This is a genomic window from Faecalibacterium sp. Marseille-Q0746 (assembly GCF_017377595.1).
In the GTDB taxonomy this organism is placed as follows: Bacteria; Bacillota; Clostridia; order Oscillospirales; family Ruminococcaceae; genus Faecalibacterium; species Faecalibacterium duncaniae.
Window position 1 is genome coordinate 1 of record NZ_JAFREI010000013.1, and the last position, 24,977, is coordinate 24,977.

General features: G+C 53.8%; 24 protein-coding genes and 1 pseudogene. 5 read left to right on the forward strand and 20 right to left on the reverse strand.

Translation table 11 applies throughout. The features are described from left to right. From J3351_RS08515 to J3351_RS08530, 4 genes are all read left to right on the forward strand, one after another. Positions 1-202, forward strand: a 202-nt coding sequence (locus J3351_RS08515; RefSeq protein WP_207697529.1) for a winged helix-turn-helix domain-containing protein, incomplete at its 5' end; no start/stop codon positions are given. After that, positions 199-1,230 carry a sensor histidine kinase KdpD gene (locus tag J3351_RS08520; RefSeq protein WP_207697530.1) on the forward strand — a complete coding sequence of 344 codons (1,032 nt, stop codon included), beginning with the start codon at positions 199-201 and terminating at the stop codon, positions 1,228-1,230. The genes J3351_RS08515 and J3351_RS08520, both read left to right, overlap by 4 nt. A 221-nt stretch (positions 1,231-1,451) precedes the next feature. Continuing rightward, complete coding sequence (locus tag J3351_RS08525; RefSeq protein WP_014079454.1) at positions 1,452-2,117, forward strand: ABC transporter ATP-binding protein; 666 nt, start codon at positions 1,452-1,454, stop codon at positions 2,115-2,117. Positions 2,118-2,131: 14 nt separating this feature from the next. Then, the gene (locus J3351_RS08530) at positions 2,132-4,624 is read left to right on the forward strand and encodes an ABC transporter permease (RefSeq protein ID WP_014079455.1); all 2,493 of its coding nucleotides are present in this window, start codon (positions 2,132-2,134) and stop codon (positions 4,622-4,624) included. A 222-nt stretch (positions 4,625-4,846) separates the two neighbouring features. Here the strand turns inward: J3351_RS08530 and J3351_RS14165 are convergent, their stop codons facing one another. From J3351_RS14165 to J3351_RS08600, 15 genes and pseudogenes are all read right to left on the reverse strand, one after another. Then, a complete protein-coding gene (locus J3351_RS14165; RefSeq protein WP_242699359.1) occupies positions 4,847-4,975 on the reverse strand; it encodes a DUF6061 family protein in 129 nt (42 codons plus the stop codon). A 78-nt stretch (positions 4,976-5,053) separates the two neighbouring features. After that, a pseudogene (locus tag J3351_RS08535) lies at positions 5,054-5,383 on the reverse strand (toprim domain-containing protein); the annotation flags it as partial. Further along, positions 5,380-6,102 carry a DUF4366 domain-containing protein gene (locus J3351_RS08540; protein WP_207697531.1) on the reverse strand — a complete coding sequence of 241 codons (723 nt, stop codon included), beginning with the start codon at positions 6,100-6,102 and terminating at the stop codon, positions 5,380-5,382. The pseudogene J3351_RS08535 and the gene J3351_RS08540, both read right to left, overlap by 4 nt. Next, positions 6,092-6,343 carry a DUF4315 family protein gene (locus J3351_RS08545; RefSeq protein WP_097769763.1) on the reverse strand — a complete coding sequence of 84 codons (252 nt, stop codon included), beginning with the start codon at positions 6,341-6,343 and terminating at the stop codon, positions 6,092-6,094. The genes J3351_RS08540 and J3351_RS08545 overlap by 11 nt, the downstream gene beginning before the upstream one ends. Before the next feature lie 18 nt (positions 6,344-6,361). Continuing rightward, complete coding sequence (locus tag J3351_RS08550; protein ID WP_207697532.1) at positions 6,362-8,338, reverse strand: C40 family peptidase; 1,977 nt, start codon at positions 8,336-8,338, stop codon at positions 6,362-6,364. After that, positions 8,335-9,231, reverse strand: a complete 897-nt coding sequence (locus J3351_RS08555; protein WP_207697533.1) for a DNA cytosine methyltransferase — start codon at positions 9,229-9,231, stop codon at positions 8,335-8,337. Before J3351_RS08555 ends, J3351_RS08550 begins: the two co-directional genes overlap by 4 nt. Continuing rightward, the gene (locus J3351_RS08560; RefSeq protein WP_207697534.1) at positions 9,228-11,630 is read right to left on the reverse strand and encodes a VirB4-like conjugal transfer ATPase, CD1110 family; all 2,403 of its coding nucleotides are present in this window, start codon (positions 11,628-11,630) and stop codon (positions 9,228-9,230) included. The genes J3351_RS08555 and J3351_RS08560 overlap by 4 nt, the downstream gene beginning before the upstream one ends. Continuing rightward, a complete protein-coding gene (locus J3351_RS08565) occupies positions 11,557-11,982 on the reverse strand; it encodes a PrgI family protein (RefSeq protein ID WP_207697535.1) in 426 nt (141 codons plus the stop codon). The genes J3351_RS08560 and J3351_RS08565 overlap by 74 nt, the downstream gene beginning before the upstream one ends. A gap of 15 nt (positions 11,983-11,997) precedes the next feature. Continuing rightward, a complete protein-coding gene (locus tag J3351_RS08570) occupies positions 11,998-12,861 on the reverse strand; it encodes a VirB6/TrbL-like conjugal transfer protein, CD1112 family (RefSeq protein ID WP_207697536.1) in 864 nt (287 codons plus the stop codon). 103 nt (positions 12,862-12,964) lie between these two features. Continuing rightward, the gene (locus J3351_RS08575) at positions 12,965-13,180 is read right to left on the reverse strand and encodes a Maff2 family mobile element protein (RefSeq protein WP_005922889.1); all 216 of its coding nucleotides are present in this window, start codon (positions 13,178-13,180) and stop codon (positions 12,965-12,967) included. A gap of 64 nt (positions 13,181-13,244) precedes the next feature. Beyond that, on the reverse strand, positions 13,245-15,053 hold the full coding sequence (locus J3351_RS08580; protein WP_207697537.1) for a VirD4-like conjugal transfer protein, CD1115 family: 1,809 nt from the start codon (positions 15,051-15,053) through the stop codon (positions 13,245-13,247). After that, on the reverse strand, positions 15,050-15,520 hold the full coding sequence (locus J3351_RS08585; protein ID WP_207697538.1) for a PcfB family protein: 471 nt from the start codon (positions 15,518-15,520) through the stop codon (positions 15,050-15,052). Before J3351_RS08585 ends, J3351_RS08580 begins: the two co-directional genes overlap by 4 nt. Positions 15,521-15,620: 100 nt before the next feature. Further along, on the reverse strand, positions 15,621-16,535 hold the full coding sequence (locus J3351_RS08590; RefSeq protein ID WP_207697539.1) for a DUF6017 domain-containing protein: 915 nt from the start codon (positions 16,533-16,535) through the stop codon (positions 15,621-15,623). A 227-nt stretch (positions 16,536-16,762) separates the two neighbouring features. After that, positions 16,763-18,136 (reverse strand): 23S rRNA (uracil(1939)-C(5))-methyltransferase RlmD, encoded by a 1,374-nt coding sequence (rlmD, locus tag J3351_RS08595; protein WP_207697540.1) that lies wholly within the window; start codon positions 18,134-18,136, stop codon positions 16,763-16,765. Positions 18,137-18,164: 28 nt separating this feature from the next. Then, the gene (locus tag J3351_RS08600) at positions 18,165-19,028 is read right to left on the reverse strand and encodes an AraC family transcriptional regulator (protein ID WP_035394341.1); all 864 of its coding nucleotides are present in this window, start codon (positions 19,026-19,028) and stop codon (positions 18,165-18,167) included. Positions 19,029-19,252: 224 nt separating this feature from the next. Between J3351_RS08600 and J3351_RS08605 the strand changes: the two genes are divergently transcribed. Beyond that, positions 19,253-20,545 (forward strand): galactokinase family protein, encoded by a 1,293-nt coding sequence (locus J3351_RS08605; protein ID WP_156060993.1) that lies wholly within the window; start codon positions 19,253-19,255, stop codon positions 20,543-20,545. An 88-nt stretch (positions 20,546-20,633) separates the two neighbouring features. Here J3351_RS08605 and J3351_RS08610 read toward each other — a convergent pair whose 3' ends face one another. The 5 genes from J3351_RS08610 to J3351_RS08630 form a co-directional block, all read right to left on the reverse strand. Then, positions 20,634-20,963 (reverse strand): hypothetical protein, encoded by a 330-nt coding sequence (locus J3351_RS08610; protein WP_097771250.1) that lies wholly within the window; start codon positions 20,961-20,963, stop codon positions 20,634-20,636. 24 nt (positions 20,964-20,987) lie between these two features. Next, the gene (locus tag J3351_RS08615; RefSeq protein ID WP_005933531.1) at positions 20,988-21,434 is read right to left on the reverse strand and encodes a hypothetical protein; all 447 of its coding nucleotides are present in this window, start codon (positions 21,432-21,434) and stop codon (positions 20,988-20,990) included. A gap of 318 nt (positions 21,435-21,752) precedes the next feature. Continuing rightward, entirely contained in the window at positions 21,753-23,231 is a 1,479-nt protein-coding gene (gene malQ / locus J3351_RS08620) for a 4-alpha-glucanotransferase (protein WP_207697541.1), read from the reverse strand. 13 nt (positions 23,232-23,244) lie between these two features. Continuing rightward, positions 23,245-24,087 carry a carbohydrate ABC transporter permease gene (locus J3351_RS08625; protein WP_207697542.1) on the reverse strand — a complete coding sequence of 281 codons (843 nt, stop codon included), beginning with the start codon at positions 24,085-24,087 and terminating at the stop codon, positions 23,245-23,247. After that, on the reverse strand, positions 24,087-24,938 hold the full coding sequence (locus J3351_RS08630) for a carbohydrate ABC transporter permease (RefSeq protein ID WP_005933523.1): 852 nt from the start codon (positions 24,936-24,938) through the stop codon (positions 24,087-24,089). The genes J3351_RS08625 and J3351_RS08630 overlap by 1 nt, the downstream gene beginning before the upstream one ends. Between the last annotated feature and the right edge of the window lie 39 nt (positions 24,939-24,977).

The following is a 24,977-nucleotide window of genomic DNA, read 5'->3' on the forward strand; positions in this document are numbered from 1 at the left end:
CCGCAAAAATCCCCGGCAAGTGCTGACCCGTGGGCAGCTTTTGGAAAAGCTGTGGGATATAGACGAGAGGTTTGTGGACGAACACACCCTGACAACCTCCATCAGCCGGATTCGCAGCAAGATTGAAGCCGACGGAGGTGTGCCATACATCAAGACCGTTTACGGTATGGGCTATCAATGGACGGGAGGCGAGGCAAAATGAAGTTTCAAAATCTATCGGTAAAGCGGCTGTTTGGCCGGGTGGCAATAGGGCTTGTCCTCTCCATGTCCGGGATCACCATAGCCCTGTTTCTTGTGACAAAACAGACGGCGGTGCTGCTGACGGGCGGGGCGCTGCTGTTGTGCGCCCTTGTGGGGATTTTTGTACTGACGCAGGCGTTTGGAAAGCGGTTGTCGCAGTTTACCGCTGACCTGTGCCAGACCTTAGACCACATGATCGCCGGAAATGAAGCACCCCAGCGGCCAGAGGACAGCGAAACCCAGCTTGCCAGAATTGGACACCGGCTGGCAAGGCTTTACCAGATCATGCAGGAGAACCGCCGCCGGGTGGACGAGGAACGGCAGGAGTTACAGACCCTTGTATCGGATATTTCCCATCAGGTGAAAACGCCGGTAAGCAATCTGAAAATGGCGACGGATACCCTGCTGGAAAAGCCCATGACTGAGGCGGAGCGCACCGACTTTATCCGGGGAATCCGCAGCCAGACGGATAAGCTGGACTTTCTCTTTCAGGCCCTTGTGAAAACCTCCCGGCTGGAAACGGGCGTGATCCAGTTGGATAAGAAGCCGGGCCGCCTTTTTGATACCGTGGCGCAGGCCATGAGTGGGATCGTGTATGCAGCGGAGAAAAAGGAAATTGCCGTGTCCGTGGACTGCCCGGAGGATTTGACCGTTTTCCATGACAGCAAGTGGACATCCGAAGCCCTCTTTAACCTGCTGGACAATGCAGTGAAGTACACCCCGGCAGGCGGGAAAATCGCCGTGTCAGTGGTGCTGTGGGAAATGTATGTGGAGATCAAAGTAGTCGACACCGGCAAGGGCATTTCCGAAAGCAATCAGGCTGCCATCTTCCGGCGCTTCTATCGTGAGGAAGAAGTACACGAACAGCAGGGCGTGGGCATTGGCCTGTATCTGGCCCGCGAGATCGTAACGCGGCAAGGCGGCTATATCAAAGTGGTTTCGGAGCCGGGCAAGGGTTCAGAATTTTCCATTATGCTGCCGACAAAATAGAACGCGGCGGACGGCCATTTCCGGCTGCCCGCCGTAAGTCTTTTCGCAACAGTGTGCCGATAAAGCTGCCAGTGGCAGTTTTTCGGCGGAAATGTCCGAGCGTTGTAACATTTCACCCCCGATTTTCAATGAAATTTTTTGGCCGCTGTAACATTTCGCGGACATTTGGGTTTTACAATAGCCTTATCAACAGGCAGAAAGCCTTGAAAGGAGTTTTGAGTATGAGCGTTTTACAGGCGATTGATCTGAAAAAGTATTACGGCACAGAGCCGAACATTACCCGCGCCCTTGACGGTGTGAACTTCTCCGTGGAGGACGGCGAGTTTGTGGCCGTTGTGGGAACATCCGGCAGCGGCAAGTCCACCCTGCTTCACATGATGGGCGGGCTGGACACTCCCACCAGCGGAACCGTGATCGTCCGGGGCGAAGAACTGGCAAAGAAGAACGATGAACAGCTTACCATCTTTCGCCGCCGCAACATCGGCTTTATCTTCCAGAACTATAACCTTGTTCCTATTCTGAATGTGTATGAGAACATCGTCCTGCCGGTGGAGCTGGACGGGGACACGGTGGATCAGAAGTTTTTGGACGAGATCGTTCACCTGCTGGGGCTGGAAGATAAACTGAAAAATATGCCGAATAATCTTTCTGGCGGACAGCAGCAGCGTGTGGCGATTGCCCGCGCTCTGATTACCAAACCGGCTATTGTGCTGGCCGATGAGCCAACCGGTAACCTTGACAGCAAGACCAGCGCCGAGGTGCTGGGACTTATCAAGCGCACCAGCGCGGAGTTCCGGCAAACCGTTGTAATGATTACCCACAATGACGACATAGCCCGCCTTGCAGATCGGATTGTCCGCATTGAGGATGGCAGGATTGTGGAATAAGGAGGTGGCAAGCTATGACATGGCCTTTTGAAAATGATACCAGTGACATTGAAAAGAAGCTGGCAAAGCGCAGTTTGCATCGTGAACGGCAGCGTAATTTATTTGCAATCATTGCTCTTGTGCTAACTGCATTTATGATAACTGCGACATTCAGTATTGGTTTTAGTTACTTTGAAACCTACCAAATGCAACAAATTCGGTTAATGGGAACTACCGCTGATGTCGGAATCACAAATGTAACAGAAAATCAGTTGGTTGAAATTTCAAAATCAAACCTTGTCCTTGACGTAGGTATACAGCAGCGTTTAGGTAGTGTTGATACAGAACAACTGAGAAACGCAAGATTAGGTGTAGTATGGATAAATGATACAGAGTGGGAACACCACCGTCTTCCTACTATATCAGGTGTTGTAGGAAATTACCCATCAAGTAAAAACGAAATTATGCTACCTACATGGGTGCTTGAACAGATGGGCATTTCTGATCCGCAAATAGGGATGGAGATTGTGTTGTCATACCAAATTGGCGATAGCTATGATTATGTCACGGACACCTTTTTGCTGTCGGGCTACTATACGGACTACATTCCAGTGCGCACAAATAATCGTGGTTATGTTTATGTTTCATCCGCTTTTAAGGATAGCTTAAATGTATCACTGGATAATAGTGTTACGGCAATGATCCGTTTTCAAGGCAATGATAATGCTGACAAAAACTGTGAAAGATTGCGGCGTGAGATTGACTTTACAGAAGGGCAAACATTTGAAATTGTACCATTAGAACAGGCAAATGGTGGAACTATTATTTTAGCTGTAATAATTTTAGCAGTTTTTATATCCTTTAGCGGCTATCTGCTGATTTATAATATTCTTTATGTCTCTGTCATAAAAGATGTGCAATTCTATGGCCGTCTTAAAACGATTGGAACGACCCAAAGGCAGATAAAGAGAATTATCTATAAGCAGGCAATCAGAATCTCTTGTATTGGTATTCCGATTGGTCTGTTACTTGGTGCGGTTGTTTCCTTTGGCATTGTTCCTTACTTCCTGAATATGATGTATTCAACAAATTCTGATGTGGGAACAAAAGTATCTTTTTCGCCGTTTATTTTCATAGGAGCGGCCATATTTACGTTCATTACCGTTATGATTGCAAGCATGAAGCCCGCCAAAATTGCCGGAAGTGTTTCACCAATAGCAGCACTCCAATATACAGCAGCCAGCACAAAGAGTAGCGCCAGAAATTGTAGCAAAATGAAGTTGTCCAGAATGGCATGGAACAATGTCTTTCGTAATGCTAAGAGTACAACCCTTGTTTTTGCATCGCTTTTTTTCGGCCTTTCCTTGTTCCTTGTCGTCACAGGGCTATTACATGGTTTAAACCCGGAGAATTATGTGAGCCAATGGGGAGTAAGCGATTTTGCACTCACATATAGTATCCACGAAAGAGAAGATTTAATTTCCAGCGAAATGGTTTCAGAGGTTGGTCAGCTTGACGGCATTGAGAATTTGAGGTTGACCTATGCACCTTATCCTCAAGTAGTAGCAGATGTTGTATATGACGATGCTGTATTTCACGAGTTTCTTGCGTCATTAGACGGAGTAAACGGCATTGATTTTTCTGATCCGGCAAAATTAGAAAATTATCAGCAAAACTTTTTTAGTGGGGTTTTTGGAATTGACAGTGCATATTTGGAAGAAATCAATAAAACCTTAAACTTGCCTATTGACACGTCTGCCTTTGAACAAGGAAAGGTTGTGCTGCTGTCCAAAACAGTAGAAGACCTTATTCAGCCGGGGCAGGAAATAACAATCCAGACGCAGAACGGACAGCATTCCTTTATTGTAGCGAACGGTTATTTGAATGAAGGGTTTCGAGCAGGAGGAGGCAATGAGAGAGGGACGGCTCCTGATTTGTATATTAGTCAAACAGCTTTGAAAGAACTCTTTCCGCAATATAGAGTGTTCCGCGTGGCCTTTGATACGGATGGTCAACATGACGAAAGTATACTGCAAGAATTAAAGCAAATCACCGCATCACAAGCTAACATTGATATTATATCCCGATATGAACGGCGAGAAGAAATGCAGGAATATCTCATTACAGCAAAGGTTTTAGGAACAGGGTTGTCCGTGATCCTGCTGCTTGTTGGTGTCATGAACTTTGTCAATACAATGGTTGTCAATGTAAATACTCGGCGCTATGAATTAGCTGTTCTTGAAAGCATTGGAATGACAAAGCGACAAATCAAACGAATGCTATTTATGGAAGGTTTCTATTATTGGGGCGTTTCCCTTTCCCTTGCAGTCACCATTGGAACAGCAATCTTCATCTTGCTATATATGATTTTTAGTAAAGTGGCCTATTATGCTGTTTTCTCCTATCCATTTATCCCACTGGTGCTGGTGTCTGGACTGGTGTTGCTAATCTGCCTTATTGTGCCTATATGGGTCTACAAAACTGACGTTAACCTTCCAGTTGTGGAGCGATTGCGGTTGACAGAGTGAGTTTAATCAAATAGCAAAACATCCTTAGATCAATCATATCGAAGCGGAGCAGATTTTAGCTGCTCCGCTTCTTTAGTGTTTTTCAAAAAATTCTTTTGAAATGTCCGAGCTTTGTAACAATTCAGCCTGTTTTTTTGTCGAAATCAAAGGCACCTCGGACATTTATAGTTCTTCCAAAAGTTTGATGATAATATTACCATTCATGGAAGAAGCAATCTGTTATTACAATAATGCGAAATTGACGATAGTGCCATCATTAAATTGGGCTTCCACCCGGTTGGTGTCCATGTTGTAGCGGTAGGAAAGCGCTTTTTGAGAGTGATTATGGTCGAAATACTGATTTCGTTTCATTTGAATTGCTCCTTAAATGATTTTGGATTTGATTTTCAACGAGATGAGGTCTCTTTTTCCTTTCTCTTAAGTCACCCAACCGCACTGTCCTGCATCGGTCGCGGCGGTCACGCTGTCCACGTCCGGGCGGTTGAGCAGGGCACGCAGAACTTCAAACTGCTGTTTCTTTTCGTCCGGGACAATGAACTGCCACGGCTGGGGCAGGATGGGCAAATCCTCATACCGCCACTTACAGTATTTTTCGTCGTACTGGCCAGCCTCGGCAAAGGACACCAGATGCCCGATGCACCAGCTGACCAGATACCCGCCACCCTGCCAGTAGCCGGTTTGTTTTTCGCTTGCCCCGATCACGGCGGCGATGCTACGGGCCACACTGGGCTTTTCGGCAATCACCAGCTGAAAACTCATGTTTCATCCTCCTGTCCGTCCTCCGAATGAATCTCGATTTCAGCCGGTTCCTCGTCTGCATCCTCATCCTCGCCAAAATCGTATTCGTCCAAATCATCGTGCCCGGTGGTGTCGGCCTTGGGTTTGCGGAGCTTGAAATAATAGAGGGCTGCACCGCCGCCCGCCAGAGCCAGCACCAACAGGATCATCAGACAGCCCATGTTGGACTTCGGCTTTTCCTCTGGCGTTTCGGTGTCGGTTTTCACCGCTTCCGGGGCCGTGCAGTTGCGCAGGCTCTTTTCACACAAGGGGCAGTTTTCGTTGACGTTTCCGGCCTCACATTTCACCGTGCAGGTGCAGACTTCGGTTTCCTGCGGTTCTTCATCCAGCAGGGCCAGCAAGTCGGCATCGTCCACTTGGTTCAGGAAGTGAACGGACGTTTCCTTGTCCTCGTTGGCACGGTCAATGAGAATGTAATAATAATTCCCGGCCTTGGTGGTCACTGTGATAAGCTGCTTGTCGCCGTAAAAGTCATCCACCAGTGTTGCATTGCCCTTGGGCGTGATGGGCACACCCTCCGGCTCCATGCCGCCCGTAGTGGGTTCTTCTTCGATAATCTCCGGCAGAGGTTCCGGGGCAGGGTCAGTACCGCTTGCGAAAGCGGGCATGGAAAAGGAGCAGAGGCAGAGCAGGATAGCCAGCAGTCCGGCAGCGAAACGGTTCCAGTTGTCAGGTTTCATCGGCGGCATCCTCCTGTTTGTGGTACGGGGTGACGGTAGGAGCGGCGTTCAGCGCACCGCTGCGCAGGAAGGCCGCAAACTCGTCCGGCTTCATATTCATGCTGCGCACCAACTGAATGATCTGCAAATTTTCCTGTTCGGTCTTTTCAGCTTCCAGTTCTTTCAACTGCTGCTGGTATTCGCTGATTTTTTCTTTGAGCCGTTCAATGTCGCGCTCAATGCGAGAAAGTCTTTTTGCCATACAAAATCCTTTCTGGCGTCACGGTAAACGCCCATAGCTGTAAAAATGTTCTTGCCAATATTTCGAGTTGAGGTTTGTGTAAGAGATCGGGTCGCCGCAGTGCAGCATGATGGAATTGCCCACATAGATACCGCAATGGCTCACGCCGGGGGTATCGTAGGTTCCCTTGAAAAACACAAGGTCGCCCGGTTTGACCTGCGCCGTCGAAACAGGAGTACAGAGGTTGTAAAGGCCCTGTGCGGTCTGGCGGCCCACATTCCAGCCGGAGTGATTCAGCACCCACGAAATGTAGCCGCTGCAATCAAAGCTGGTGCTGGGCGAACTGCCGCCCCACACATACGGGTAGCCGATGTACTTCGTGGCTTCCTCCATCATGGCGGCAAACCTATCATCCTTTAGTGCTTCCGGGGGAATATCGTAATAGATGGGCTGCTTGATGGTGGACGCATTGGGGTACTGTGCCTGCCCGAACAAATCCGGCCGGTTGCCCAGCGTGCGCATATAGAGCGAATAAGCACTGAGTTGTTCTTCGGTCAGCACTTCCACGGGCAAATGGGACAAATCCTTGTTTTTCAGCTTGACCGTGCAGATGTAGTATTCATACGGTTCTTGGTAGGTGATAACTTGCGGCACACCATACGGGCCAATAATGACCATCATTTTTGTACGGTAGCGTATCTGCATGGTCACGGTCTCGGTCAGGATGTATTGCTTTTCAAAGAGCATTTCAAGTTCGCCCTGCACCTCGGCCAGTGTGAACACGCCGTCATGCAGCGCGGACAAAATCGAGATCAGCACATAGGGGTCATGCTCGATTTCATCCAGATAAAAATGATACTCGTCATAGTTGTGGGTGGCCTCGTAGGTGTCGAGATAACGTTGCAGCTTTTGTTCCAGCTTGGCATAAGCCTTCTCTGCACCCAGCATATCCTTGTCCTTGGAAAAATAAGAAGATGCCGTCACGCCGGTTCCAGCGGTGCCCGCCATCACGGTGCAGGACTGCAAACCCGTTATCAGGAGCAGAGCCAGCAGACCGAACACCGCCACGATCAGAATGGTTTTCCAGTTCCGGGCCGCAAATTCGGCTACCCGTTCGCCGCCCTCGGCCGCCAGCTTCGTTACCCGGAAACCGTTCTCTGCGGTGGCGGCTGCACCCTGCGCGGCGGCTTGTCCGGCCTGCCGTGCAGCTTTGGCATACTGCTGTTTGATACGCCGTTTCTGCCACATCCGGGAAATGGGGTTGCTGGCCGCCTGTGCAATTTGCGGATTGTCCCGCAAGGATTTCTGGTAAAAGTATTCTGCATTGGCAGACATGAGCTGACGCTCTGCCTTTTCCACGGCCTTGTAGGGCTTCATCTTGTGGTGCCGGATGCCGCTGCGGATGGCTTTGGCGGTCTGACGCTCCACCAGTTCTTCACCTTTGTGGCCGCCCTCCACGCCCACATTTTCGTGTTCGACCTCGTGGATTTTTCCGTGAGCGAACAGCAATGCTTCCGACAGCGGGCGGCTGGCCGGGTTTGGTTTCAGGCTGGGCGGGCCTTTGTCCTGCTGCTCAAACCGCAGGGTGGATTTTGCCTTGCCGCTGACAGCATCGTAGACTTTTCCCTTGACCGGGACGCGCTTTTTCGGCAGAGCGGCGCGGGCTGCATCCAGTTTGTCGGCTTTCGCTCCCGCCTTTTGGATATACGGCTGCAACTCTGGGTCTGCCCGTTCTTCCTCGGTCAGTTCCAGACGCGCTGCCGAACCGTGCAGACCATCTTCACTCCCGGCGGTTTCCGCAGCTTGTTTGGCTTTTTTCTTTGCCTTGTGCTTGTCCTTTACGTCCTCGGTGCGTTCCAGTATTTTTTCGGTCTTGCCCTCGGAATCCGTTGAGTAATCCTGTTCCGCTTCCCGACTGGAAACATTCTCTACAGTGCCGTCCGCTTGATTTTCCATCACCAGACCATCACGGGTCATGGTCTGGGTGACTTTGGCTTTCGCCTGCAATTCTTTCAAAGTTCTTCACCTCCCATCGGACAGCGGCCCGTTTCAATGTCCGCAATGTATTTGAGAATCGGGAACACCTGCGGCGGCGAAACTGCATTGCCCAGTGTTTTCATCCGCTTGCTGCGGTTCGGCACCTCTTCGGTCAGGCGCGGGATGTCGGCGGGTTCTTCGGCCCAAAGGGAATGTCCGTCCATTTGCGCGGGAAACCCATCAGCCACTCTACCCAGTCCGGGTTGAGGTAGGGCTTTTCCAGCGTGGTGGGGGTCATGCGGTAGACCACATGGGAAAGCCGCGCCGTCCACGCCTTGCCGTCCTTGTTCATCTTGCGGTAACTGCCATTCGCAGAGATTTGGATGTCCAGCCCCTTGCCCACATCCCCGGTGTCGCTGGCAAGGGGTGTGGGAAGCAGCGGAGCCGATGATGAATACTCGTTTCCGCTCGTGCCACGCGCCAACGGCAGCAGCAGGTAATACGAAAACCCGAACATCGTAACCTGCCTGCTCCAAGTCAATGAGCGTTTTGTCGAGCCCCATACGGAGGAAGCCAGCAACATTTTCTCCAAGCACCCAACGGGGCTGCAGTTCCCGGATGACCCGCAGCATTTCGGGCCAGAGATAGCGTTCATCGTGGAAGCCGCGCTGCCGCCCTGCGGTGGAGAACGGCTGGCACGGGAAGCCACCTGAAATGAGGGTGACGGTGCGAAGTCCTGTTTTTTCAAAGAAAGCCTCCTTTGTTACGGTGGTGATGTCCTGAAAACGGGGCACCTCCGGCCAGTGGCTTGCCAGCACAGCGGCGGGAAAGGCCGCCCACTCGCATTGACAGACCGAAGTAAAACCCGCTGCTTCTGCGGCAAGGTCGATGCCGCCGATGCCGGAAAACAAGCTGAAATGTGTTAAGCTCATAGCTCCACCACCTCGCTGAGCCGGGTGGTCATGATCTTATAGAGCTGTGTGTTTTTCGGGATGGGGTTGGAAAACGGAAGCACCACGTTTTCAAAAATCAGCAGTCCTTCGCCCGGTTCCGAATTGTCGATGTACTTCTGCTGGTCTGCGGAGAGGTTCAGCCGTTCCGAAAGGATTTTGCGGTCGCCGGATGCCTGATTCAGCAGCGTGATGAAGTCGCTGTTTTCCAGAATGTTCTCAATCTCCGGGGAAGAAAGAAGGTCCTTCACATTTTGGGTGGCACCTGTGGGCACGCCGCCCCATTTGCGGAAGCGCTTCCAAATCTCGGCGCTGTACGCGGCGGTCTGTTCCTCTTTCAGCAAAAGGTGGAACTCGTCTGCAAAATACCATGTGGCCCGGCCTTGGCTGCGGTTCTGGGTGACGCGGCCCCATATCTGGTCTTGGATAATGAGCATCCCCAATTTTTTTAACTGTTTTCCTAACTCTTTGATGTCAAAGGCCACAAGCCGGTTGTGGATGTCCACATTCGTTTTGTGGTTAAACACATTCAGCGAGCCGGACACATACAAGTCCAATGCCTGCGCTACCCGGTCCGCTTCCGGCAAGTGCTGGTCGAGCAGGGCTTGGTGGAGGTCAGATAAAATCGGCATATTCTCTGGGCTGGGATTCGCCAGATAGGGGCGGTAGATGGCTTTCACGGCACGGTCTATCACGGTGCGTTCAATCGCTTCCAGACCTGTTTTGCCGCCCATGACCAGCTCACAGAACGACAGCACAAAATCCGACTTCAAGGCCAGCGGGCTGTCATCTTCGGAGTAGTTCAGGTTGATGTCCAGAGGATTCACATAGTCCTTGCTGGTGGGCGAAAGTTTGATGACCTGCCCATGCAGCCGCTTGACCAGCGGGTAATACTCGGCCTCTGGGTCTGAAATAAAAATATCGTCAGCAGTCGTTAAAAACACACTGACGATTTCGGACTTGCAGCTCATGGATTTGCCGCTGCCGGGCGTACCCAGCTTTAGGCCGTTGGGACACCGGGCCTGCTTGCGGTCCAGCATGATCATGTTGTGGGATTTTGCGTTGATGCCGTAGTACATGGCTGCCCCGCTCTGGAAAAGTTCCTGCGTCACAAAGGGCACGAACACCGCCACGTTGGAGGTGGTAAGGCTGCGCTGAATCTTTATCTGGTTGATGCCCAGCGGCAGGCTGGACACAAGGCCCTGTTCCTGCTGGTAGTCCAGCCGGACAAGCGAGCAGTTATACTTCTGTGCCACACCTGCGGCTTGGAACACATCGTTGCCCAGCTTTTGCTTGGTGTCGGCCACATTCAGCACAAGAAAGGTCAGCATGAAAAGCCGTTCGTTCCGGGTCTGCAATTTGTTCAGCAGCTTTTTGGCGTCCTCGCCGTAAGTGGCAAGGTCGCTGGGCAGGATGTCCATGTCGTACCCGGAACGGACAGCCTTTTTCTGCTCCTGAATCTTCATGGCGTCAAGGTCTGTGATCTTCCGCTTGATGGTTTTGATGGCCTCGGTCTGGTCGATGGCCTGCACATGGAGATTGACGAGAATGCCGCTTTCCGTTTTGAGAAAATCGGCCAGCATTTCATCCGAAAGTTCCGGCGCAAGGATTTGTAAAAAGCTCACAGCTCCATATTTGCCGCCCAGTCCAAAAGTCTTGGCCGTGCCGAAGCAGAGGGAGGACGGGGCCACAAAATCCTTAGTGGACAGGCCGGAGGGCGCCAGCCAGTCCCAGTCAAAGCGGAACGGTTCCCCGTCCGGGTGGAAGATGCCGTGCAGCACCTCCAAACGCGCCTGTCCGTCCATGACGTGCGCCACGCAGCCCATGGTCTTGAAATAGCCCAGCAGGTCAAGACCAATGCGGGTCAGCCGAGCCCGCGCAGTTTTCAGGCTGTCGGCCTCGATGGTGAACGTCAGGTACTTGGTTTTCACAATGCCGTTGTTGCCGCTGGCAAGCTGTTTTTGCAGGATGGCGGTGTACTCGGCGCGGATGTCGTCAAAATCATCCCCCTGCGGTGCGATCTCAAAACTTTTTGCGTACTGTACCGGGTCAACCTTGCGATTCAAAAACGAAAGCTGCACATGGATGGAAGCATCCACATAGTTGTAGAGGTCGCACAGGTGTTCAAAGATGGCGGTGCGGGTCTCCGGCTGAGCCAGCTGATAGCTGATGTCCTCAAAGGTAATGCACTTGGAGAACGTGCGGCGGTCAATGCGGCACACACCGTCCGGGTAGATGGCCTCATACGGGATGGTGGCCTGTGCCGTGCGGGGCTTGCCGTCACCCTTGTACTTGCGGAGAACGGCATCAATTTCTTTTTTCTGGGCGCGGGTGAGCTTTTTGGGCTTTTCGGTTTCGCGGGGTGTCGTTTTTCTGGACAATGGCCTTTACCTCCTGTTCCATTTTGTATTGCCGCACAAGGGCGGCGTAAGCATTGTTGGTCTGATAGCGCCTTTCCTTGGGACGGATAAAGCAGCACTGAATCATTTGCTGAATCACTACTTCAAGGGGCTGGCCGTGCCGCTCAAACAGAGCGAACAGCAGCCCCGGCAGCATGGCAAAAATCATCAGCAAAGCCGCCGCACTGTTGGAAAGATAGTTCCGGGCCAAAAAATAAAGCGGTCCGCCCGTTAAAAGCGCACCGCCGAAGCAGACCAGCTGCCGCTTGGTCAGCCCGAATAAGACTTTGGATTTTACATGGGTCAAATCTTTGGGAACGGTCACATACGCCATTCAAACGCTCCTTTTTCAATGGGCACCGAACACGGATTTGCTGATGCTGCCGGTCTTGAACAGACAGAAGCAGAGCAGCACGGTGTAGCCCATGCAGCCCCAGATGGCCCCGGCAATGTCCGCCGCGCCCGAAATGTTGCGTATCAGCACCGCATAGACGCCCACGACAATCATAATCAGGAACGCTTGGAAACCCAGTGCCAGCAAAGACTTCAAATAATTTTGCCCGGTGCTGCGCCACTCGCTGCTGCCCATGGTGGCAAGCGGGATAGGGCCTAACGCTGTGACCACATATATTTCAATCATGCGGCCGTAGGTCACAAGAAAGATGCAGATGGACAGGATGTTCATGGTCAGGCCCACTACAAGGGTCTGGAACCACAGGCTGAGCAGACTGCCAATGGTCATGCTTTCCAGCTGAAATTCCAGTCCGGGTATCAGGCGGTCAAAGTGGATGGATGTTTCACCGATGATAACGCCGGAACTTTGGTTGACAACGCTCTGGGTGGCATCGAACACACCCATAACGATATTCCATGTGTTGCTGACAATGAGGATGGCAAAGGCAGACTTGAAAATCCAGCGGAAGAACATGGAGGTGTCGAAGTCGTGCATATTGTTCTTTTCGGTAATCATCTGGATAAGCTCATGGCATATCACAAGGGCAAGGATAGCCGCTGCAATGGGCAGCACCACCGTTTCGGAAAGACTGCGCAGCATATTGAAAATGCCGCTGTTCCACGCCTGCGGGGTAGAGCCGACATCCGAAGCGATTTCGCCCACCTTGGCGTTCACGTTATCGAACAGGCCGGAGAAGTTGCCCGTGATGCCATCGATCAAAATGCCTTTTATCCATTTCTCGATGATCTCACTAATCAAGCAAAGATACCTCCTTTCCCACGCCCTCCCATGTGAGCGGGAGAGCGCGGCGTAGGATTTTAAGTGTTAGTCGTTCGGAAAATTGTGGGCAGCGATGCAGGACTTAGCCCAGCAGCCCGGACAGCAGCGGGACAAGGGTCACGCCGATCAGGGCAACGCCGCCGCCCGCGACCAGCTGCTTGACGCCCTGGCTCTTGCTGCCGGGGTTATCCTGTCCATAGCCCTCCAACAGGTTGATGCCGCCCCAGACACACAGGGCACCGCCCAGACCGACTACGATGGTCTGCAAAGTATCGACTGCGCTGTTGAAAAATTCCATAAGGTCCTCGCTTTCTGCCGCTTGTTCTGCGGCACTCAAAATTGTTTTTTCAAAAAATACCGCCTTATTCGGCGGCTGCATTTTCATCCGACAGGTCAATTTCATACAGGTCAAAACTTTCGTCCTGTGCGACTACCTGCTGCCGTTTCCGGCGCAGGGTGGATAAGAACCTGTCCACATCAAAGGTGTTTTTCTTGTCCGCGTCCGCAAGGTATTTGTAGTGCGGGTGCTTGGTGATGTCGAACTTCTCCGAGAAGAACGGCCTCACACCCCGCAGCTGCAAAATACATCTGCCGCCGTCCATGATTGCGATTTCGTCCTCTGACATCAACGCCTTTCCTAGTTTTTGATAGTTCAGTCCGTGGGAGGTTTGAGAGCCCCGGTTTTCGCTGGTGTTGAAACTGTCGATAGTCTCTTTCCCCAGCGCATCGGAGATCTCTTTAGCATTTTTGCCCCGCCCACTCAAAAAGAGAACAGAATCGCAGTTGTCCGAAATGATTTCGGCGGCATCTTTGTAGATGGCTTTCAGCTGCGACTGGCTCTGCAAAATGATGGATGCCGAGATTTCCCGGCTGCGGATGGTGGCGATCAGCTTGTCGAAGTTGGGTATCTGCCCGATGTTGGCGAACTCGTCCAGAACCAGTCGCACATGGACAGGCAGCCGACCGCCGTATTTATCATCCGCACGGTCACACAGCAGGTTGATAAGCTGGCTTTGGAGCATGGCAAGAATGAAGTTGAAGGTGGTGTCCGTGTCACTCATAATCAGGAACAGTACGGTCTTTTCATCCCCGATGGTGTCCAGCTCCATTTCATCGTCCTCCATCAGCTCCCGCACCTCCCGGATGTCAAATGGGGCTAAACGGGCACCGCAGCTTATCAGGATGGAGGAACGGGTCTTGCCTGCCGACAGCAGAAACTTTTTGTACTGCCGGACAGCGAAGTGGTCCGGGTCTTTCTGTTCCAGCCGTTCAAACATGAGGTCAACTGGGCTTTGAAACTCCGGGTCGTCCTCGCGGGCTTCACTGGCATTTATCATTTCCAGCAGGGTGGTGAAGTTCATTTCCTCTGCCGGGGCCTCGTACCAGATGTAGCCAATCAGAGCCGTGTAGAACAGCCGTTCCGACTTCACCCAAAAATCTTCTGCTGATTTTTCACCCTCGCCTTTGGTGTTAGCGATAAGGGTATTCACCAGCTTCAGCACGTCTTTTTCCGAGTGGATGTAGACAAAGGGGTTGTACTTCATGGACTTGGAAAAGTTTATCGTGTTCAGGATTTTCACCCGGTAGCCTGCCCGCTGGAACATTTGGCCTGTTTCGAGAACCAGTGTGCCTTTCGGGTCTGTGACCACGAATGAGGTGGGATAGTCGGAAGTGGGAAAGCATTGCATGAGGTTGGGCTTGACGTAAAACCGCGTCTTGCCACTGCCGGAGCCGCCAATTACCAGCACATTCTTGTTCCGGGCTGTTTTGGGGTCTTTGGGCCGCCCGGTCATGGTCAGGCGTTCAGTCTGGGTCAGCAGGATGTTGTTTTCAAACTTGGGATCGATGTACGGGGCAATGTCTTTGGCGGTGCCCCATCGGGCAGAGCCGTATTCCTCGCCCTTGCGGTACTTCTTGGCGTTCTTGCCCTTGCTGTACACGATGAGCCGGACAGCCACCGCACCAACAACGCCCACGCACAGGTCAAACAGATGCAGGCTGGGCAGCGGGCTTGCAAAGGCGACAGAGATACCGCCCGTCAGGTGGAGCAGCTTTGCCGAAGCATCCGCGCCCGCCGCCAGACGGTACGCCTGCCCGCATTTGGCGAACAGGTACACGAACAGCAGATACGGCAGATTCAGTAACAGCAGCTTTTTCAGTTCAGGCTTCATCGCTCTAACCCCCTTTGCTTAATTTTTTCCTTCGCACGTTTCGGCTGCTGAGCGGCTTTCTGCTTGGCCGCTGCCAGCACCTTGCGGATAGAGGGCCGCTGCTCCTTGGTGAGCGTTTTGGCCGTGAACTCCCGGAACGCCTGTTCCAGATTGTCCGCATCCTTGGCCTTGAAGATCACGATGTAGTGGGGCGGCTGGGTGGTCTTGTCCTTGCGTAAGGTGAAGTCCACGCCGTACTTCTTGGCACAGGGATTGAACGCCCCGATGTTCGCCTCCGTGACTTCAATGTTGGTCAGGGACGCGCCGTGGGCTTTCAGCTGTTTCAGGCTTTGCTTGCCGTGATGCAGCTTTGGCCCCTTGGCCCGGTGCTGCAAGTATTTTTTCAGCGCAGCTTGCAGCGCTTGGGCAGTGAGCTTGCCCGTTTTCATGGACAGGGCAATGGTTTTCTGGGTGACTTCTTCCTGCATTCAGCATCCCTCCTTGGGAAGTAGTCGGAAAAGCAGCGGCTAGGGTGGAACCACCAGCCGCCGCAGGTAAAGTGTTCTCATGGATGGGTACTCCTTTCGGTCAGGTGTTGGGCGGGCGGCCCCAATCGGGCTGCGCCATATCGTGCGCCACAAGAGACGCATAGTAGCTGTTGATGGTGCTGGGTGCGTTGAAAAGCATGGCCCGCAGGTATTGCTTGATGTTGCGGACTTTGGTGGTGTTGTCCCGCAGGCAGTCCATGACGAACTCAATGTGATGGCTGTCCAGCTTCAAGAATTTCGCCTTGACCAGTTCTGCCGGGTAATCGTCCCCGGCCACCCGGATGGACTTGCGGCTGGTACAGACCGTTTCCAGCAGGATGTCCACGATCTCGTCCAGCTGTTCCCGGTCTATCCGGGGATTCTGGGTAAGGGTGTCATACTCGATGTTCTCCAAAATCAGGTCCCGGTAGATTTGATAGGCCGCTTCCTTTCGGTTTTCCGTCCGTTCCGGCGGCGGTGCCGCTGCCGCGTCCTCGTCCAAAGGCAAGGGGTTTGGGGAATGGATAGGAATGGAATCGGTATTTAATCCCTCTTTCTTTTGTTTTTCTGTAATTAGTTTATCTTTATTTAATTGCATTGGATTTTCCAACGTAGGGTTTTCCTGCGTGGGATTCTCCAACGTTGGATTTTCCAATGTAGGTGAAACCGATGCAGGAACAGGCTGCGGCAGCTCGAAGATCACATAGTCTGCACCGCGCAGCCGCCCTTTTTCGTCCCGTTCTCTGGAACGCTGGATGTAGCCTGCCTGTTCCAGTTCCCGGATAGCCTGCCGTATCGCATCGATGCTTTCCCGGTTGATACGGGCCAGCCCTTGCAGGGTGTAGTCCCAATCTTCCGGCAGGGAGAGCATTTGGGAGAGTAAGCCCTTGGCTTTCAGGGACAAGGCCCGGTTCCGCAGGTGGTGGTTTGACATGACCGTGTAGCCGCTGTTCTTTTCTACCCGAAAAACTGCCATTTCACGGATGCCTCCTTTCTGTTTTTGGGCAAAGAAAAAGCCGCAGGCTTTTTGTTAAAGTCTGCGGCTATGCCGATTGTTAGATATTCAATTCTTTGTGTTTCCGCACTCCATATCAATGACTACTGAAACGGTGATATAGTCCTCAATACGCTTATTACGGAATTTATCGCCCTCGCCATCGAACACAACATGACGAGAAAACAACGTAAAACGGATGATTTCCACTAGATTTCTCTTTGTAGCGAAACTATCGCTTCCACATGCCTCGTCCTCGGGAAAAGGTCCACCGGCTGCACCTTTTCTGCCCGATACCCATGCTCTTCCAGCCACTTGGCATCCCGGGCGGCGGTGGAGGGGTTGCAGCTGACATAGACCACCCGGCGGGGGGACATGGTGACGACAGCGGAAAGGGTTGCTTCGTCACAGCCTTTGCGGGGCGGGTCGAGCATCACAACATCCGGGTGCAGGCCCTCGGCGGCAAGCTGGGTGGCAGCCTGACCGGCATCGGCGCAGAAGAAACGGCTCTTTGCGGCTATGGCATCACCCATGCGGGCAGCATTGGCCTTGGCGCTTTCGATGGCCTCAGGTACGATCTCCACGCCGATGAGCTCCCGGCAATGGTCTGCCATGGACAGGCCAATGGTGCCCATGCCGCAGTAGAGGTCCAACAGCAGGTCATCCGGGGTCAACTGAGCATATTCTGCAGCAATGCCATAGAGCTGCTCAGCGGCCAGGGTGTTGACCTGATAGAACGACAAGGGGCCCAGCTGCACCGGAACGCCGCAGAGGGTGTCCTCAATGAACCCGGGGCCGTACAGGGCGTGGGTCTCGCTGCCCAGGATCACATTGGTGTTTCTGGCATTGACATTGATCAGGATGGTGGCGATATCGGAAAACTGCGCAGTCAGTGCGCGGCAAAGCTCCTCTGCGTGGGGCAGCTTTGCCCGGGTGCAGACCAGACAGACCATGATCTGGCCGCTGTGGACACCCCGGCGCAGAAACACATGACGCACCAGCCCCTTGCCCGTCTGCTCATCGTAGGGCTGGATGTTGTGGGCGGCAAAGAAATCGCAGAGGGTATTGCCGATCTCGTTCAGCACATCCGGCTGCAGCTTGCAGTCGGGGCAGGGAACAATGCGGTGGGTGCGCCCGGCGTAGAAACCGATGCAGGGCTTGCCATTCTTATCACAGCCCACCGGGAATTGAACTTTATTGCGGTAGCGGTCGATCTCGGGGGAGGGGAGGGGCGGCAGCACGGGTACATCCAGCCCGCCAATGCGGCGGAAAGCATCGGTAACGCTTTCGCCCTTAGCGCGCAGTTCAGCGGCATAATCCAGATGCCGCAGGCTGCAGCCACCGCAGGGGGCGGCCACTGCACAATCTACCGGGATACGGTCAGGCGAGGGAGTCTGAATGGCATCCAGAATACCGAAAGCGTAGCGGCCGCAATCTTTGACGATGCGGATGGCGGCAACGTCACCGGGGGCGGTGCCGGGTATGAACACAGCCTCACCGTCCGGGCTGTGAGCAACGCCGCTGCCATCGTTGGACAGGCGCTCAATGGTCAGGGTCAGCACCTGATTTTTTTGTAAGGGCATGGAAATTCTCCTTTGGAATGGGATTGGGTCAGGCTTCTTCCGAAGCGGGGGCATCTGCATTTTCGCTCTGGGCGGCAATGTATTTGCTGGGCGGCATCCCCTTGGCCCGCTTGAAGACCCGGGAAAAATAGAACTGGTCAAAGAAGCCCACCGAGATGGCGACCTCTGCAATGGAAAGGTTTCCGGCCCTCAGCAGCTTGCAGGCTTCGTTGATGCGGTATTCGGTCAGATAATCGATGGGGCTCTTGCCCACATTGAGCATAAACACCCGGTACAGATGACTGCGGGAAACGCCCACGCTCTTAGCGACATCATCAATGGAGATGTCGTGCGAATAGTTGAACTGGATGTATTTGATGGCATTCAGTACATATTGATTGGAGGAGGAAGCGTTGTGGGGGCGCGTCTCGCTGGTCTCCTTCATCAGGGCAGAGATGAACAGGTAGAGGTACCCCACCATGGCAGCCTCATCCTGAGGCTCTAACCCACGGGAAGAATAGATGTTGGTCAGAGCTGCCCGCATTCCCTCCGGGTCCTGCGTGTGGTGCACAGGAGCAGTATCGGTAAAGGGAAGCTGTGCCGCCAGTTTATGGGCGCAGGCACCGTTGAAGCCGACCCAGCTGTACTCCCAGGGCTGCTGCTCGTCGGCAGAGTAGCGGATAAGCTGACTGGGCCGGGCAAAGAACAGATCTCCCGGCACGACCTCAAAGGTCTTGCCGCCCACTTCAAAGGTGCCCTTGCCCGAGACCACCAGATGAATCAGGTAGTGATCCCGGATACCGGGGCCCCAGGTCTGGCCCGGGGCACAGCGTTCCAGACCACAGTTGAAGATGGATAATTCAATATTATTGGTGTAATTCTGCTTGAAGGACTGCTTGTAGACATCTGCCATGATCGTTTCCTCCAGTTGACCGCATTCTTGATTCCAGTATATCATAACTGTATCCGCAAATTCAACAAAAGTACATCCGAAACTTTGTTTTTCGCGCTGAAATTGGATTTTTTGCGGATTCAAATTGCAAAAGAGGGCGGAATGAAGTACAATAAGGCTAACCCAAGTGCATGGACCCTTCATGCACGGACTTTGCGGAGAACGTTTGTGGAGGAGGAGCGGCCATGGCGACCAGTACACAACTCAGACGGGAGATCCTTGCGGGGCAGTGGGACGAAGCGCTCTGCACGCTCTATGGCACAGAACCGGCGGTGCTGGCCCGCCAGCGGCAGCGGTATGCCGCCGCGCTGGAACAGTTTGAGCTTTACTATGGCCCCGGGCGGCAGGTGCATGTTTACTCGGCTCCGGGCCGGGCGGAGCTGGGCGGCAACCACACCGATCATCAGCACGGGTATGGTCTTGCGGCAGCGGTGACGCTGGATCTGGTCGCAGTGGCATCCCCCAGTGACGACGGTTTTATCCGGGTCAAATCCCGAGGTTTCAACAAGCTGGATGTCATTGACCTGAGCGAGGCCGAGCCCCAGCAGGGCGAGAGCACCCATTCGGCCAGCTTGATCCGGGGCATTGCGGAAGGTTTCCGGGCACAGGGAAAGACGGTGGGTGGCTTCGATGCCTATACCGCCAGCGACGTGCTCCGGGGCAGCGGGCTTTCCAGCTCGGCGGCCTTTGAGATGGGAATGGCGGCCATCCTGAACGGGGAATATGGCTGCAGGCTGACAGCGCCGGAGCTGGCGAAGATCTGCCAGTATGCGGAAAATACATATTTCGGAAAACCCAGCGGCCTGTTGGATCAGCTGACCAGCGCCGTGGGCGGGGTCATCTTTGCGGATTTTGCCGACCCAAAGAAGCCCCGGATAGAAAAGATCCACACGGCAGGGTTGCTCCCGGTGGGCATGACCCTTTGCGTGACCGATACCCGGGGCAGTCACAGCGAGCTGACCGGTGAATTTGCGGCCATCCGGCATGAAATGGAATCGGTGGCGGCTTGTCTGGGCGGTAAGGTGTTGGGGCAGGTCAAGGAGCAGGAGTTCTGGACGGCTCTGCCACGCCTGCGAAAAGCCTGCGGGGATCGTGCTGTTTTGCGTACGGTCCACTATTTTGAGGAGAATGCCCGCGCATTGGCCCAGCGGAATGCCCTGATCAGCGGGGAATTCAACGATTTCCTGCAGCTCATTCTGGAAAGTGGACATGCCTCTTTTGCCCTGTGCCAGAACGTTTACTGTTCCACAGACGTACGGCATCAGGGGCTCTCGGTGGCGCTTGCCCTCAGTCAGACTCTGCTTGAGGGGCAGGGGGGAGCCTGGCGGATGCAGGGCGGCGGCTTTGCAGGGACCATTCAGGCGTTTGTACCCGGTATGCTGACGGCAAAATATCACGACGCGATAGAAAAGGTGTTCGGTGCGGGCAGCTGCTATCTGCTCCGTCTGCGGGAGCAGGGGGCCCTGCGGGTCATTTGAACCATCTGGACACGGCCAAACAAAAAGAGCTTCACACTCCGGCAGAAGCCGGAATTGTGAAGCTCTTTTATGTTACAGGGAAAACGACTCAGATACCGCGCTGCTGCTGTTTTTGGCGCATTTCATCCGTGAAACTAGAAACGGCAGAGAAGGTATCATCGTGATAACCGAACCAGTTGGACAGGTTCTTGTAAATGTTTTCTACAAACCGGTAGCCGGAAACAACAACGTTGAACAGGAGCAGAGGCACAAACGAGATGGAGATGGAGAGGATACCCCCCTGAAAGAAGAAATCGTCCAGGTGGAGGTTATCCGTAAAGCTGTCCAATGCATCTCCCAGTTCTCCGCCGCCAAAGATCTCCGGCAGCTCTTCTTCCGGAAGCGTTGCATAAGATGCAGGCATACGCAAGTTTTCCATAAAAGGCTCCTTTCAAAGATTTACTCAGGCGGCCAGAGCTGCTGTACCTGCGGCCTGTGCCTGATTTTTGGCTTCGCTCTCGTTGTAGATGTTCCGCATGTCATTGTAAATGGACAGGAAGCTCTCAATAGCAGACCTAGCCCAGTAGTAGACATAAACGCCTGCAAAACCGGCAGCAACCACAGTCATGGTCTTGCCCACGGGAGTCTGGCGGCCCCAATAATGCTCAATGGCACCCATCGTGGTCAGACCATCGTTCCGCATGTCAATGATACCGGCAATGGTGTTGCTGATGGCAGCCTGACCCAGCATACGTACCAGGTTGACACCGACATTGACGGTGAAATTCAGGACATCCTGCGCGTTGATATTCAGCTCAAAAGCGCCGCCAACGGTGTAGACCATTTCATCTTCGGAGAGAACCGCATAGGATGCGGGCAGCTGCATCGTGCTCTGATAGGTAAATTCCATGGTGGAAAACTCCTTTCGTTCGTAAAATCCGCGCAAAGGCGGATATGAAGCTAATTGGATTATAGCATAATTGCCCAAAAACAACAAGAGAGCGATGAAACCCAAAATGCGAAAGAATTGTGAAGATACTGTGGCCGTTTTGTAAAAAAGAAACGGTTCTGCGCGGAAATATGTGGAACGTCCTATGCGGGATGCGGCGAAAAAATGTTGTGTGAAAATTGAAAATAATGCAAAAAGAGACGGCGGGCACCAGCTCCTCCGGAAAGGAGGGGCCAGGGCCTGCCGTCTTTGTATGGGGAGAAAAGAAGAAGGAACGTTTTAGCGGTCTGCCGCAGCCGGGATCCGGTCATACAGTGCTGTCAGATCGGCAATATGCTCGGCCAGCAGACTGGTAAGCGGGGTATCCAGCCGCCACTGCCAGTTGGCTCCCTGGGTGCTGGGGGTGTTGATGCGGGCCTCCGCGCCCAGATGCAGCCAGTCGGCCATGGGGATGATGGCCATATCCGAAACACTGGCAAGGCAGGCGCAAATCATGGCCTCTGTCAGATCCTCGGGCAGGCAGCGCAGGTAACGGCAGGCATAGTGGACATCCTCGGGGCTGGCAGACTGCCGCCAGCCCTCGGTGGTCACATTGTCATGGGTGCCGGTGTAGACCACGCTGTTGTGAGGGTAGGTGTAGGGAAGATAGTTGCCCGGTTCCCGGCTGTCAAAGGCAAACTGCATGATCTTCATGCCCGGATAGCCGCTGGCAGCCAGCATGGTCTTGACCTCTGGGGTCAGGTATCCCAGATCCTCCGCAATGATGCCGCCCTGACCCAGGGTCTCGTGGATGGCATCGATGAAAGCGCGATCCGGCCCCTTTTCCCAGTGGCCGCCCGCCGCCGTCTTGTTTCCGGCAGGGATGGCGTAGTAGCTCTCAAAACCACGGAAGTGGTCGATGCGCACGACATCATAAATCGAAGTAGCGTGCTGCATCCGGCGCTTCCACCAGGCAAAATCTTCGGCCTTGTGGCGGGGCCAGTCGTAGAGCGGATTGCCCCAGAGCTGACCGTCTGCCGCAAAGGCATCCGGGGGGCAGCCTGCCACCTGCGTCAGGTGGGTCTGGCCGTCGGTCTGGAAGAGCTCCGGCCGCGTCCACAGATCGCTGGAATCCGGGCTGACGTAGATGGGGATATCTCCCACCAGCTGAATGCCCTTGCCGTTGGCATAGGCTTTCAGGGCGTTCCACTGGGTGTAGAAGAAGAACTGCACCGCCTTGAAATAATCCACCTGCCCAGCCAGACGCTCCCTGGCAGCGGCTACGGCAGCGGGCTGGCGGGTGCGCAGGTCATCCGGCCAGTCACACAGGCCTGCCTGTCCCTGTTCGGCCTTGACGGCCATGAACAGGGCGTAATCGTCCAGCCAGAAGCTCTGTGCCGTGCAGAAGTCTTTGTACTCCACGCTGGCTGCAGCCAGCAGACGGCCAGCGGCTTTTTGCAGCACCACCGGGCGCTGCTGGTAGAGCACGCCGTAGTCCACCGGGCCAACCGGAACCTCAGCGGGAATCTCATCGGCGGTCAGATAGCCCTGCTCGTGCAGGACACGGAAATCGATAAAGTAGGGGTTCCCGGCAAAGGCGGAAAAGCTCTGGTAGGGGCTGTCACCGTAGCCGGTGGGGCCAATGGGCAGGATCTGCCAATAGGTCTGCTTTGCACGGGCCAGAAAATCCACGAACGAAAAGGCTTCTTCCCCCAGCGTGCCGATGCCAAAGGGCCCCGGCAGACTAAAAACGGGCATCAGAATGCCGCATGCTCGCATGGTGAACTCCTCCTTAACCCTTGACAGCGCCTGCAACAACACCCTCGATGATGTATTTCTGGCAGGTCATGTACAGGATGATGATGGGGATGATGGCAATGATGATGCAGGCCATCATGGGCGCCAGTTCCACGCGGCCATAACCGCCGCGGAAATACTGGATGGCCATGGGGATGGTGCGGTATTTCTTGATATCCAGCACCAGGGTGGGCAGCAGGTAGTCATTCCACACCCACATCGTCTCCAGAATGGCGGTGGAGATCATGGTAGGCTTCAGGATGGGGAACACGACCTTGAAGAAGATCTGGATGGGGTTGCAGCCATCGATCATGGCGGCCTCCTCGATCTCAATGGGAACGCTCTTCATAAAGCCGGTGAACATGAACACAGCCAGACCGGCACCAAAGCCCAGGTAGATGATGCAGATGTTCCAGGGGGTGTTCAGCTTGAGGGTATCTGCGGTCTTGGACAGAGTGAACATGACCATCTGGAAGGGGACGACCATCGAGAACACGATGAGCAGGTTCATAAACTTGCTGAGCTTGTTGTTCACCCGGGTCAGGTACCAGCCCGTCATGGAGCAGCACAGCAGGATGAGGGCCACGCTGGAAACGGTGATGACGAGGCTGTAGCCCAGACTGGAAAGGAAGCCCATTTTGATCACGCCGTAGACGTAGTTGGAAAGGCCAGCAAAGGTCTCACTGGTGGGCAGCTGGAACACGGTAGAGGTGGTAAAGGTACCCTCTTTTTTCAGGCTGTTCAGCAGGATCAGGACGATGGGGTAGATCCACAGCAGGCAAAGCAGGGCCATGATGACGGTGAGAATGTTATCCCACAACTTTTTCTGTTTAATCATTACTGCTGGACCTCCTTAGAACGGGTGAAGTGGAGCTGCGCCAGAGAGATGACCACAACGATCAGGAAGAATACCACAGCCTTTGCCTGGCCGATGCCCTTCCACTGAGCACCGGAGCGGCCATAGAAGGTGTTGTAGATGTTCAAGGCCAGCATTTCACTGGCGTTGGCAGGTTCGCCGGCCGTCAGGGCAACGTTCTGGTCGAACAGCTTAAAGCTGTTGGTCAGGGTCAGGAAGGTGCAGATGGTGATGCTGGGCATGACCATGGGCAGCTTGATCTTGAACAGGATCTCGCGGTCAGAAGCACCGTCGATCTTGGCAGCCTCGATCAGGTCACCGGGCACGCTCTGCAGACCGGCCACGTAGATGATCATCATATAACCGATCTGCTGCCAGCACATCAGAATGACCAGACCGACGAAACCGGCCTTGGCATCCAGTGCCAGCAGGGGCTTTTGCAGGTTTGCCAGCACGCCGTTGAGCAGGATCTGCCAGATGTAGCCCAGCAGGATGCCGCCGATCAGGTTGGGCATGAAGTAAACGGTACGGAAAATGTTGGTGCCCTTGATGCCGCGGGTCAGCACGATCGCAATGGCAAAGGCACAGACATTGATCAGCACAGTGGAGATCACGGTAAACGCTGCCGTAAAGCCAAACGCATGCAGGAAGGTGGAATCCTGGAACACGGAAATATAGTTCTGGATGCCCACAAAGGTGGTCTTGCTCACGGTGGTGAAGCGCTGGAAGGAAAGGAAGATGCCCCAGATAAAGGGCCAGATAAAGCCGATGATGAACGCGATCAGCGTAGGAAGCACGAACACCGGCCAATATTTGCTGATGGCCTTTTGCATGATATACCTCCAAAACAAAAGGAGGCGGGCGAACAGCTC